This window comes from Bradyrhizobium prioriisuperbiae (assembly GCF_032397745.1).
In the GTDB taxonomy this organism is placed as follows: domain Bacteria; phylum Pseudomonadota; class Alphaproteobacteria; order Rhizobiales; family Xanthobacteraceae; genus Bradyrhizobium_A; species Bradyrhizobium_A prioriisuperbiae.
Window position 1 is genome coordinate 1286803 of the sequence record NZ_CP135921.1, and the last position, 12884, is coordinate 1299686.

The 12884-nt window shown below is 62.7% G+C and carries 11 protein-coding genes; 4 read left to right on the forward strand and 7 right to left on the reverse strand.

Annotated elements, in window-relative coordinates; genetic code table 11:
* Positions 1 to 67: 67 nt before the first annotated feature.
* The 3 genes from RS897_RS06055 to RS897_RS06065 form a co-directional block, all read right to left on the reverse strand.
* Entirely contained in the window at positions 68 to 889 is an 822-nt protein-coding gene (locus RS897_RS06055) for a flagellin N-terminal helical domain-containing protein (RefSeq protein ID WP_315835682.1), read from the reverse strand.
* A 139-nt stretch (positions 890 to 1028) separates the two neighbouring features.
* Complete coding sequence (locus RS897_RS06060; RefSeq protein ID WP_315835683.1) at positions 1029 to 1730, reverse strand: RNA polymerase sigma factor; 702 nt, start codon at positions 1728 to 1730, stop codon at positions 1029 to 1031.
* The gene (locus tag RS897_RS06065) at positions 1714 to 2214 is read right to left on the reverse strand and encodes a hypothetical protein (protein WP_315835684.1); all 501 of its coding nucleotides are present in this window, start codon (positions 2212 to 2214) and stop codon (positions 1714 to 1716) included. Before RS897_RS06065 ends, RS897_RS06060 begins: the two co-directional genes overlap by 17 nt.
* A gap of 36 nt (positions 2215 to 2250) precedes the next feature.
* Here RS897_RS06065 and RS897_RS06070 point away from each other — a divergent pair, with 36 nt between their 5' ends.
* The 4 genes from RS897_RS06070 to RS897_RS06085 all read left to right on the forward strand — a co-directional run bounded on the left by RS897_RS06070 (position 2251) and on the right by RS897_RS06085 (position 7680).
* On the forward strand, positions 2251 to 4716 hold the full coding sequence (locus RS897_RS06070; protein WP_315835685.1) for an HAD family hydrolase: 2466 nt from the start codon (positions 2251 to 2253) through the stop codon (positions 4714 to 4716).
* Between the two features lie 59 nt (positions 4717 to 4775).
* Positions 4776 to 6170: a hypothetical protein gene (locus RS897_RS06075; protein WP_315835686.1), complete on the forward strand. Its 1395-nt coding sequence runs from the start codon at positions 4776 to 4778 to the stop codon at positions 6168 to 6170.
* 43 nt (positions 6171 to 6213) lie between these two features.
* Entirely contained in the window at positions 6214 to 6978 is a 765-nt protein-coding gene (locus RS897_RS06080; RefSeq protein ID WP_315835687.1) for a formyltransferase family protein, read from the forward strand.
* A 90-nt stretch (positions 6979 to 7068) separates the two neighbouring features.
* Entirely contained in the window at positions 7069 to 7680 is a 612-nt protein-coding gene (locus RS897_RS06085) for a hypothetical protein (RefSeq protein WP_315835688.1), read from the forward strand.
* A 32-nt stretch (positions 7681 to 7712) separates the two neighbouring features.
* Here RS897_RS06085 and RS897_RS06090 read toward each other — a convergent pair whose 3' ends face one another.
* The 4 genes from RS897_RS06090 to RS897_RS06105 form a co-directional block, all read right to left on the reverse strand.
* Entirely contained in the window at positions 7713 to 9335 is a 1623-nt protein-coding gene (locus tag RS897_RS06090) for an ABC transporter ATP-binding protein (RefSeq protein ID WP_315835689.1), read from the reverse strand.
* Positions 9332 to 10162 carry an ABC transporter permease gene (locus RS897_RS06095; RefSeq protein WP_315835690.1) on the reverse strand — a complete coding sequence of 277 codons (831 nt, stop codon included), beginning with the start codon at positions 10160 to 10162 and terminating at the stop codon, positions 9332 to 9334. The genes RS897_RS06090 and RS897_RS06095 overlap by 4 nt, the downstream gene beginning before the upstream one ends.
* Entirely contained in the window at positions 10162 to 11139 is a 978-nt protein-coding gene (locus RS897_RS06100) for an ABC transporter permease (protein WP_315835691.1), read from the reverse strand. Before RS897_RS06100 ends, RS897_RS06095 begins: the two co-directional genes overlap by 1 nt.
* Positions 11140 to 11254: 115 nt before the next feature.
* On the reverse strand, positions 11255 to 12871 hold the full coding sequence (locus tag RS897_RS06105) for an ABC transporter substrate-binding protein (RefSeq protein WP_315835692.1): 1617 nt from the start codon (positions 12869 to 12871) through the stop codon (positions 11255 to 11257).
* Positions 12872 to 12884 lie beyond the last annotated feature (13 nt).

The window sequence follows — 12884 nt, forward strand, 5'->3', positions numbered from 1 at the left end:
CTGGGCCATTCCATCTTGTGAGGAAGCGGGCCGGACAATGGCCGGCCCGCCTTACTCGTGGCTTTTGTTAGCCCAGCAGCTTCAGCAGGTACTGCGGCATCTGGTTGGCCGCGGTTTCCGCGGACACCGCCGCCTGGGTCTTCACTTCCGCCGACGACAGCTTCGCCTGCTCCGACGCGATATCAACGTCCTTGATGGCGGAGTTGGCCGACTGCAGGTTCTGGACCTGGGTCGCAATCGTGTCGGCACTGAAGTTGAACCGCGACTCCTGGGCACCGATGTCGGCGCGCGCCTTGGACACGGTATCGATCGCGCTATCCAGCGCGGTCAGTGCGGTGGTCGCGCCGGTCTGCGTGCTGATATCGAGCGAGACGCCGAGGGTCGATGAATTGATGGTCGAGAGCGTGATGTTGATGGTATCGGTGGATGACGAGCCGACCAGCACCGAGATGCCGGACGAGAACGCGCTGCCAGAGCCGAGCAGGGTCTGACCGCTGTAGCGGGTGCCGGTGGAGATGCTGTCGATTTCGTCCGAGAGCTGCGAGAATTCCGACTGGATGTAGGCGCGGCTCGAAGTGGTGACAGTGCCCGAGGCGGACTGCGAGGCCAGCGACTTCATGCGGGCCAGGATGTCGCTGATGTTCGAGGCGGCGCCGTCAGCGGTCTGCAGGATCGAGGTGGCCTGCGAAGCGTTGGTCGCGGCCTGCTGCAGGGCGGTGACGTCCGACGAAATGCGGGTCGAGATCGCAAGGCCGGCGGCGTCGTCGGAGGCGGAGGTGATGCGCGAGCCGCTGGACAGCTTGGCGAGCGAGCTCGATTCCTGGGCGGAGTTGATATTGAGATAGCGGACGGCGGCGTTCGCGGCGATGTTGGTCGAAATGACGGGCATGTACAAGCTCCTGTAATGATGGGCACGACATGCCGCATCAGGGATACAACGGTGACGCGGGCCCAGCCCCCGTCTGTGCGATCAAACGGGACGACCGTCATTTGTCAGGCGGCAAATCTTGCGACGCCGATTTTTATGGTTAGGAATCGGTAAACGAGTGGCGGATGTCCCGCTCATGCCGGCGCAGGATTTCGCGCAGTTGTTGCCGCCCGCGCTTGAGCAGTGACTCCACCGCACTGACCGTGGTCTCCATGACGTCGGCGATCTCGCCGTTGCTCATGTTCTCGTGATACGACAGGATGACCGCGACACGCTGCTGCTCCGGCAGACGCTGCATCGCCGCCTCCAGCATGCCGCTGACTTCATTGCGCTCGATCACGCTGGTGGCGTCGGGCTGCTTGTCGGCCATCTCGGGAACGGCATCGACGTTCTCCGTGCGCGGCCGGCGGCGCATGTCGATGCAGCGGTTGGTGACGACGCGATAGAGCCAGGTGGAGAACTTGGCGCGGCCGTGCTGCCAGCGGCCACGATGGGTCCAGACCTTCAGCAGCGTGTCCTGCACGACGTCCTCGGCATCAGCACGGCTTTCGACGATGCGCAACGCGATGGCGTAAGCGCGATCGATGTGCCGCGCCACCAGAAGCCGAAACGCCGCCTCGTCGTTGGCGGCGAGGCGGTCGAGCAATTCCTTGTCTTCGTCGACGACGTCCACGGTCGCAGCTTCGCCCGCATCGACCTGCACATCGGCCGAAGGCCAGGCCGGCGCGTCCCCAGCGGGCACTACTGGCACCACATTTGCCTCGATCTCGGCCGGAGCCCAGATATCAAGCGCGTAGCTCATCCCCAATCTCCAACCCGCAACGCCGATGGCGCACATCCCAAGCGGCTTCTGACGGTTCAACGCAGCGGCCAAAAAATTCAGGCGAATATTTTTTCTTATTTTTCAATAACTTAGGTGGAGTTTTTTGCCGGCCGGGAGGCAAAACATGCCGAGCGGGCACGTTGCCGGCATCCCCCTTCTCCCCTGTCGACCTGCAGATCAGCATGATGACCGTCACCCAAAGACATGCGGCGGCGCACGAATGCGGCCGGAAATACTGGCTAAAACGCAAACTGGATCGAGATACGCGCACGCACATCGACTGTGTGCAGATGACCGGCAGCCGAATATCGCGAACTGGCGTTCGATGATTTTCACTCGGCAATTTTTTCCGAATCATCGATTGCACGTTATCGCATTTTTCGAATCTGTCTGGATCGCGCGACCAAAAAATCGCCACGTAGAAATTTTCTGAAACAACACCGCCTGATTTTTCTCGCTGCATCGTTGATGTGATGCTGAGGGACGGGGAAAATCTGCAATGACGATCGTGACGGTCGATGCGGCGCGTCGCGAGCGCGCCGTTGCCGCGTGTTCATTCGACGTGTTCGATACGTTTCTGCTGCGCGCCTGCACCACGCCGGACGGCGTGTTCGAGCGCGCGTATCAACGCTTGTCCTTGTCCAAAGCATTTCCAAACGTATCTGAAAGTTTCATTCAGCATCGCATCATGGCGGAAGCGCGTGCGCGCCGCGTGGCCAAGAACGCGCGCGGATCGAGCGAGGTCGGCATCGCGGAGATCTATTCCTTCTTTCCATTCAGGCTGTTCGGCCTCGATCGCAGCGCCCTGAGCGATCTCGTCGACGCGGAGTTCGAAGCCGAACTGGAGCTGTGTCGCGAAAATCCGGAAATGATTCAGCAATACACCGACATGAAGCGCAGGGGTTATCGCACCGGCTTCATCTCGGACACCTACTGGAGCACGGACCAGCTCGGCCGCTTGCTGCGCGCATGCAGTCCGGGCCTCGACTGGGATTTTCTCTACGCATCGTGCGAGAACGGGACCAGCAAGAGCGAAGCCCTGTTCGCGCGGTATCTGTCTGAACAGCAGGTCGATCCGGCAACAGCGCTGCATGTCGGCGATAACGCGACAGCCGATATCAAGGGCGCGAAGCGGCACGGCATCCGGGCGCGATATTATCCGCAGGCGAGCCGGGCTCTGGCCGCACAGCTGCAGCGGGAGAGTTCGGTCTTCACGCTGTTGTGTCCGGGACATTCCCCCCGGCTCGATCAGGGATCACGCACCCTGCGCCGGATCGTGTCGGCCCAGACCCCGGAAAAGTCTCCGGCCTTTCGGCTCGGCGTCACCACGCTGGGACCGATGATGGCGGCCTTCGATGCCTTCATCGACGAACGCGCCGCACGGCTGCGGCAAGACAAGGCAAGGAAGGTTGCAGTCGCCTTCCTCGGCCGTGACGGCTTTCTGCCGCATCGCATCTGGCAGGCGTTGCACGGCGACACCGCGTCGTATCTCGAAATCAATCGGCGCGTCAGCCTGATCGGCTCCGCCACCACCACCGCGCCGCTGGTCAAACTGCTGCGCGAGATCGTCAAAATCGACGCTACTGCGTTCGGCGCCATCGTCAAGGTCTTGCCGCCCGCCGTCGTTGCATTCTTCAACCAATTCCCCGACGGCATCACCAGCGGCAAGGAGCTTGCGAAAGCCTTGCCCCACCTGATCGAGGAAGCGCAAATCAGGGATCTCGCAGCCGCGGTGCGCGCCTCGCTGCTGGTCTATCTCAGGCACACCATTCCGGACTTCGACACCTGCACTGATCTGGTTCTTGCCGACCTCGGCTATGCCGGCAGCGTGCAGAAGGCTCTTCGCCAGATTTTCGATCAGGAAGGCATCGGCATCCGCATCCACGGCGCCTATCTGATGACGCTCGATGATGCCTTCCACGACCTCGACGACAACGACACGGCCGAGGGCCTGATCTCGGACCTCATCGTCACACCCCACGTCAAGCGCATGCTGGGCCATAACATTGCGCTGCTCGAGCAGATCTGCTGTTCCGCCGACGGCTCGGTGCGGGACTATCGCGGCGGCGAGGTGCTGCGCGAGATCAACCCTCGGCCGGCAGAACAGCTCGCGCTTGCCGCGAAGATCCAGGCCGGCGCCCTCGCTTTCGTCGACCGCGCATGCGAGTTCAGCCCGCGATATGGTCTGCACCCGTTCAAGGCGCCGGACGTGATGGCGCGCTGGACCGCCGCGATCCTGGGTCGCCTGCTGCTGCTGCCCGATGATGACGAACTGCTCCTGCTCGGCACTCTCAAGCACGACGTCAATCTCGGCACCCAGGCGCTGGCGCCGATGCTGGATGATGCGGCGATCAGGCATCAGCTGGTCGCCGGCGGACTATTGGCGGCCTGCGCCAACCCGGGGCCATCAATGTGGATCGCCGGCAGCTTCGCGTGCCTGTCCCCGTCGCACGCGTTCCTGTATCTGCTGTTCGGTGCCAACCGGCTGCCCGCCGATGTCTTTGGCGACATCAGATGCGGCGATATCCAGATCGGCCTGTTCGCGGCGAATGGCAGCGCAACCATGGAAAACGTGCCCTGCTATCGCACCGGATTCGGCGATATCCGGATTCGAATTCCGGTGTCGAGCACCATGGATGTCCAGACCATCGCCGTTCCGCTGGCCACAATCGCGCCCGAGGGGCTGTTGCACGGTGTCACGGTCGAAGCCGGAACGACGATCCAGACAATATCGAAGAGCCTGGACGTCACGGCACTCCCCGACAGCAAGCTGACGATGGCCGGTCTCACGGTATCCGGCCGCCACTATCGCGCGAACGATGGTGACGGCTGCCTGCTGATCACCGTCGATCCACTGAAACAGCCGGTCGCGATCTTCAGCGTGGCCCTGACCTCGCTCAGCGGCAATCGCATCCTCGCCCTGCAGGACACAGACGCCGCCGGACCTCATACCAGCGTCGCATAATTTCCACCGCCTGATTGCCGCCGCTCGTCCGTAAAACCCTGAAAAGGGGCGATATGGACATGATTGAAACGACCACGGCGCATGACTTTTCGGCGGATGCACTGGATGCGCTGCTTGTCTCCCACCATATCAGGCTGAATGACCAGCAGCGCCGGCGCTTGCAATGGCTCGGCTCCCGGTTCGGCATGCCCGTGCTCTGGGACGGTCCCGATGCTGCGATCGCCGACAGCAAGTTGATCATCGTTCTCGAGCCACCGAGCGGCCCCCGCGCCGAACTGTTCTTTCGCTCCCTGCATGCCGGCTGCATCGTGGTCATTCCATTCGGGGAAAATCCCGGCTTCGATTTCCTGAAATCCAAGCTGATCGATTTCGGCACCGTCGGCGCCACCGGATGGAAGGGGCCGCATGAAATGTGGTGGGGCGGCGTCAGTTGGTCGACCGTCATGCCCGCGGCCGGCGATCGGCAGCTGCCACGCGTCGCCTCATGCTATCCACGCGATTGCGGCAAGGATCACATCCGCCCGCTGGCGCGCTCGCTCACCACGCTCGGCCTCGACTTCGACATCGAGGTGATCGATGCCACGACGCCCGGCCAGTTGCTCGGCTCGGAGAAAGCCGACTTCATCCTGAAGATGTGGCAGAAGCACACGCGCCCGATCCTCTGGGTGGAGGCTGATGCGGAGATGATCGACCTGCCGCACCTGCCCGCGAGCCTCGACTGCGATTTCGCCGTCCACAAATGGAATCGCTGGGAGATGTCGACCCGCACGCTTTACTTCGGACGTTCGCCGGCCGCGGAAGCGATGCTGCAGGCCTGGCTTTGCTTCGCCTCGACCTACCCCGCAATCTGGGAGGGTTATGTGCTGGACCAGGCCTGGAGCCTGATATCGTCACAGATGTCGCTCGACACGGTCTGGCTGCCCCGCGCCTATCACGCCATGCGCGGCGATCAGGATCCGCGCCGACGCCCGGTCGTCGCGCACAGCGTGGAGACCACTACGGCCGATCTCGGCCCCGAACTGAACTTCCCGAAGACATTGCAGAGCGCACGGCGCGCCAGCCGCACCGGCGCGCCGGAATCGCTGGTGGTGATGACAGCGCCGGTGCAGCCGAGCCAGCCGGTGACGGTAATCCTGCGCGACATCCAGTCCGCCGGAGCCCGCACCGTCGCGGCGAGCATCGAAGCCGTGACGCAGGCCTTCGCAGATGATCCCGGCGGGTTCAGCCATATGGAGTTGTCGCTGTGCCCCTGGCAGGACGACGTCAAGGCCGCGACATCCGTTGCCAATTCCGCCAACCATCGCATTCTCGAGATCGCGCCGTCATCCAGCGTACCAAGCTCGTTGTTTCGCACCCTCGCGGATTCGATCCCGCTGGCGCCCGGAAACGTCGTCGCGCTGGCGGCACGGCGCGAGAGTGGCCGCAACCAACCGGAATTGCTTCCGCCGGCCTGAACCAGCAGACCACAACAGAGTTCTCGAACGAGATTGAAAGACCATGCTCACCGATATCATTCTGCTGACCGGCCTTCCGCAACAGCACGTTGCCCTGAGTGCGTTGCTGAGGGAGCACAATCCGCAACTTTCGTTCCGTTTCGCTCTGACCGCTGACGATCTGGAGGCGCTCGATCCGGCGACCCTGGACAACACGCGCCTTATCGCTTTCACCACCGGCGTGATTGTCCCGCCACGCATCCTGAGCGCGCTCGGCCACGGCGCCTATAATTTCCACCCAGGTTCACCGGATTACCCCGGCTGGGCTCCGGCTCATTTCGCCCTCTATGAAGGCGCGACAAGCTTCGGCGCGACCGCGCATCTGATGGCGGAGAACGTCGACTCAGGTCCGATCATCGGGACCGAAAACTTCACAATCCCGGGCAACATCGCGGTGCGTGAACTCGAACAGATCGCTTTCGTGCGGCTGGCCTATCTGTTCTGGCGGCTGGCCAAGGATCTGGCGACCCGCGCGGAACCGATGCCGGTGCTGCCGGTCTCATGGAGTAACCGAAAGAGCACCCGGCAGATGTATCTGTCGGCCTGCGATATCCCGGCGGACATTTCGCAAGCCGACCTCGAACTGCGCATCCGCGCTTTCCAGGACGATTTCCGAGCCATCCATCCGACGATCACGCTGCATGGATTTCAGTTTCAACTGGTGGCGGACGACAAGACAACCACAGCACCCGCGCCCCAGAGCCATTCCACGGCGCCATTCGCAGTATCCATCGACGCGCCACCGATCGCTGCGGCGCAGCAATATTAGCACAGGCCACTTCCAGAACGTCGCGATCCCTTAACAGCAGCTCGCCCAATCGATATCGTACGGCCCCAACGTATTGGAATGGGCGGGGACATGGGAATTCATTCGAAGGCGGTTATCGCACTTCTGTGCGTCATCTTCAGTGGCTGCATGGCGCAGCCTTCGTCGGCACAGCAACGCGTCATTTTGTATGAGGAAGAGCCAGGCAAAGATCCCATTCAATCCACCGGCACCGTGAAGTGGCGTACCCAGCAGATGAAATCGGCCCCCAATTTCCCCATGGATTTGGCCATCGTCGCCGATGTCGAAATACCGGCTCGCAAGCTCAAGCTGAAAATGTCCGTCCAGCGTAATCTCGATTTATCTCTCCCCGCCAGTCACACCGCCGAGCTGAAGTTCGATCTGCCACGGGACTTCAAGCCAGGCGGCATTCAAAACGCGCCGGGCATACTTGTGAAACCCACGGCCGATCCCCGCGGCACCGCTCTCAAGGGCCTCGCGGTCAAGGTGAACGACAAGACTTTCCTTGTTGGGTTCTCCAATGTCGCTGCCGAACGACAACAGAACATCCAGCTTCTCAAGGACGGTCAATTGTTCGAAATTCCGCTCGCGTACGCAAACGGCAGAAACGCGATTATTTCCCTTGAGAAGGGACCTGCGGGCAAGGCCGCGATTGAACAGGCCTTTCAAACCTGGAAACAATAGGACGTTCCAGGAGGCGGAACGTTGCACACGTCTCAAGCAGGAATGGATTTGCGACTGCCGCTAAACTCTCGTCCTGGAATCGAAGCGAGCAGCGCACGGGTGTAAGGATGCTGCGGGGCGCCGAACACGGTTGCGATCGGCCCACTTTCCACCACCTCGCCGTCCTTCATCACCGCAACCAGATCGCAGACCTGCGCGGCGACGCGCAGGTCATGGGTGATAAAGACGATGGACAGGTCGAGCCGCGCCCGCAGATCGCTGAGCAGCGCCAGCACCTGTGCCTGCACCGAGACGTCCAGCGCGGACACCGGTTCATCCGCCACCAGCACCTTCGGCTTCAGCGCCAACGCCCGGGCCAGCCCAATGCGCTGGCGCTGGCCGCCGGAGAATTCGTGCGGATAGCGATCCACGGCTGCCGGATCCAGCCCGATCAGCTCGAACAGTTCGCGGACCTTGGCCAGCGCCTGCGCACGCGGCACGCCGTGCACGATGGGGCCCTGTGCCACCAGTTCGCCCGCGGTGCGGCGCGGATTAAGCGAGGCGAACGGATCCTGGAACACCATCTGGATGTTCTGTGTCTCGACCCGCATTTCCTCGCGCGTCAGTCCAGCCAGATCCTTGCCTTCGAGCACGATCGCCCCGGTGTCGGGATCGATCAGGCGCAACAGGCAGCGCGCCAGGGTCGATTTGCCGGAGCCGGACTCTCCGACAATGCCGAGCGTGCCGCCTTTCGGCAGGGTCAGCGACACATTCTTCACCGCATGGGTGACGCGCGCGCCGCGACCGAGAAAGCCGCCGGTGCGATAGGTCTTCGAGACATTGGTGACCGTCAGGATCGCCTGATCGGACAGCTTGCGCGGCGGCGGCGCAGTCAGCCGTGGCACCGCCGCGATCAGCTGCCGGGTGTAGGGATGCTGCGGATGATTGAGGATCCGATCGGCGGGTCCCTGCTCGGCAATGCGCCCCTGCTGCATCACCACCACCCGATCGGCGATGTCAGCCACCACGCCGAAATCATGGGTGATGAACATCACCGCGGTGCCCTTGCGCTGCTGCAGATCGCGGATCAGCGCCAGAATCTGCGCCTGGGTCGTGACATCCAGCGCCGTGGTCGGCTCATCGGCGATCAGCACCTTGGGATCGAGCGCCAGCGCCATGGCGATCATGGCACGCTGGCGCTGGCCGCCGGAGAGCTCATGCGGGTAGGCCTTCGCCGCGCGCTGCGGATCCGGGATGCGGACCTCGTCCAGCAAATCCAGCACGCGGGCGCGGATGGCGGCTTTCGACAGATCGGTGTGGATGGAGAACATCTCGCCGATCTGATCGCCGATGCTGCGCAACGGATTGAGCGCTGTCATCGGCTCCTGGAAGATCATGGCAATGCCGGCACCGCGGACCCGGCGCATGTCGGCCTCATCGATCTCCGCGAGGTTCCGGCCCTCGAACAGCACCTGGCCACCGGAGATCGTGACGCCGCCCGGCAACAGACGCATGATGGCGTTGGCGGTCATCGACTTGCCGGATGCAGATTCGCCCACCACGCAAACGATCTCGTTGGCAGCCACCGAGAATGATACGTTTTCCAGCGCATGAGGACGATCGGCGCCCGCCGGCAGCCGCACGCTGAGATCGTTGACGGTCAGGATCGCGCTCATCGGCCCTTCAGTCTCGGATTGAAGGCATCGTTGAGCCCCTGCCCCACCAGCGATACCGCCAGCACCGTCACCAGGATGGCAACGCCGGGAATCGCCGACACATACCATTGCACCCGCAGCACGTCGCGTCCGAGCCCGATCAGATTGCCCCAGGAGGCGACGTTGGGATCGGACAGCTTCAGGAACGCCAGCGCGCTTTCCAACAGGATCGCCACCGCCATCACCACACTGGCATAGACCACGATGGGCGGCAGCGCATTGGGCAGGATCTCCCTGAAGATCAGCCCGACGTCACGCACCCCCAGCGACCTTGCCGCCTGCACGAACTCCCGGTTGCGGAGCGACAGGAATTCGGCGCGGGTCAGCCGCGCCGGCGCCGGCCATGACACCACGCCAATAGCGATGGTCACGGTCGCCAGGTTCGATCCGAACACCGCCACCAGTACCAGCAGCAGGATGAAATTCGGTAGCGTCTGGAACGCTTCCGTGACCCGCATCAGAATGGTGTCGATGCGGCCACCATAGAAGCCAGCGACCGCTCCGATCACCACGCCGATTGCGACAGCAACCAGCGTCGCCACCAGGCCAATCAGCAGCGAGATGCGCGCGCCGTGAAAGATCTGCGCTGCGATATCGCGACCGGAATTGTCGGTGCCGAGCCAGAACCGCGGATTGGCGCCCGGCCACACCAGCGGACGTCCCGCAAGCGACAACGGATCGCGCGGGAACAGCCAGCCGGCGGTCAACGCCATGGCGACTACGATCGCGAGCAAGATCAGCCCGATCACCGCCGGTGGGCTTCGGAAGTAATGCCTGACCGCCTCCATCAGACCCCCGAGGTGATGCGCGGATCGAGCCGCGCATAAAGCAGATCGACCAGGAAATTCACCGCCACCACCAGCAGCGCCGAGATGAACACGATGCCCAGCAGGGTGTTGAGGTCGCGCTGGATCACCGACTCATAGGCGAGCCGCCCGAGCCCTGGCAGCGAGAACACGCTCTCCACCACCACCGAGCCGCCGAGCATGGTGCCGGCCTGCAAGCCGATCAATGTCACCATCGGCAGCATGGCGTTGCGCAGCACATGCCGCACCACCACACCCGTCTCATCCAGGCCCTTGGCGCGGGCGGTGCGGACGAAATCGAGATTGAGCACCTCCAGCATCGATGCCCGCATGATGCGCAGATAAATCGCGAGAAAGATGAAGCCCAGTGTCAGGGTCGGCAACACCAGGTGATGCGCAATATCGAGGGTACGCCAGATGCCGGTCTTCGCCGTGGTGATATCCTCGAAACCGCCCGGCGGCAGCCATTGCAGATAGATCGAAAACACCACGATGGCCATCAGTCCGAACCAGAACGACGGGGTGGCGTAGAAGATCAGGCCGAGAGTGGAGATGACGGTGTCAGGCCATTTGTTGACGCCGCGCGCCGCGATCACCCCGAGCACAAGGCCAAAGAAGAATGCGAACGACAGCGATGCCGTCATCAGGAGAATGGTGACCGGCAGCCGCTCCGCAATCACAGCCGCCACCGGCTTGCCGTAGATCGATGAGAAGCCGAGATCGAAACGCACCAGCCGCCACAGATAATTGCCGAGCTGCGCCGCGACCGACAGATCGAGCCCGTAGAACTTGCGCAGCTCACGCGCAGTCGCGGCATCGCCGCCGCCCATCTGCGCCATCATCGCGTCCACAGTGTCGCCGGGCGCGAACTGCAGCAGCAGAAAGATCCCGATCAGGATCAGGAGCACGGTTGGGATCGAGGCGGCCAGCCGCCGCCCCGCAAGGGTGAGGATACGCATCTGGCAAGACTAGCGGATTTTTCCGTTCCGATAGGATCGGAACGGAAGCTTTAGATTCTTTTTTTGACGCGGCTTCTTCACGCGAACCGGTATCCACTTCGCTCGAAAACGCTATCTACTCCGCGAGCCAGAGATCGTGCCAGGTCGACGATCCCCAGCGCGGCGTATTGGAGTGATTGCGTGCCCTTGCCGAAATCACCGTGAGGAACAGCTGTTCGATCGGGGTCCAGATCGGCAGCTCGGCATTGGCGCGGCGGACGAAATCGCCGTACAGCGCCTTGCGCTTGCCCGGATCGACCTCGGTCGCCGCATTGTCGATGATGGTGTCGATGACCGGGTCGGTCCAGCCCCACTGGTTGGTCCAGGGCGCGCCCTTGGGCTGGCCGGAGCGGTACCACACCGTGGTGGAAACGGCCGGATCATTGCGATACTGGTGCCAGCCGGACGCCAGATCGAAGGCGTGCTCATCATAGACCTGCTTGAGGAAACCTCCGCCATCATTGCGCACGATCTCGACCTTGATGCCGACTTCCGACAGCGACTGCTGGATGAAGGTGGCGAACAGCGAGATGTCCTCGCCCCACGGCGCGGGCAACAGCCGCAGCGAGAAGCGCTCGCCGCCGGCGCCGGCCTTGTAGCCGGCTTCGTCCAGAAGCTTCGCGGCGCGCGCTTTGTCGTAGGCATATTGCGGACCGTTGTCGCTGGGGAAGAAATCCCTCGACACCGACGGAATGGGTCCAACGCCGAGCTTGGCGAAATCGCCAAGGAAGTTCTCGATGAAGAACGGGATATTGAGCGCATGCGCGATGGCCTGACGCACCCGGATGTCCGCCAGCTCCTTGCGGCGGAAATTGAACTCCACGGTGTTGGTGCGCGGATTGCCCTCATTACCCTTGGTGGACACGATGTAGCGCTTGTCCTTGGCGAGCCGCGCGGAGTCGGAAATGGTCAGGCCGGAGAACGGGCTGTAATGAATTTGGCCAGCCTCGACCTGTGCCGACGCCGCCGCTCGGTCGGTGACCACGCGCCAGATGATGCGGTCAAGATAAGGGGCGTTGGGGCGCCAATAGTTCGGATTGCGCTCGGCAATGATGTGTTGCCCCCGCTCATACTGGACGAACTTGAACGGACCGGTGCCGACCGGAGCGAGGTTCGCCGGATTGGCGCGAATGTCGCCGGTCTCGTAGATATGTTTGGCGGAGATATAGCCGAGATCCGGCAGCGCGCGCAGCAGCAGGCTGAGCGGCATCGGCCGCTCATAACGAAACACGGCGGTGTGCGGATCGGGCGTATCGACTGCGGTCAGGAACAACTGCAGCGTCGAGCCGTAGTTCAGGATCTTCTTCCACATTTCCATGGCGGTGAAGGCGACGTCGGCGGAGGTGAACGGCTTGCCATCGTGCCAGGTCACGCCCTGGCGCAGCTTGAAGGTGATGGTCTTGCCGTCCGCGGACGATTCCCAGCTTTCGGCCAGAACGCCGACCGGCTGGCCATTGGCGTCGAGATCGACCAGCGCCTCCTGGATCTTGCCGCCGATGATGTAGACCCCGGTGGAGGCCTGCAGGCTGGGGTTGAGCTGGCGCTGCTCGGCGCCGTAATGCACGGTGAACACCCCGCCTTTGCGTGGTGTCTCCTGCGCGAACGAACGCTGCGGAAACGCGACATTGGCGGCAATCGCCGCCGACGTCATCAACGCAGCGCGGCGGGTCATGTCAAATCGATGAGAGCTCATAAAATCCCCTGAA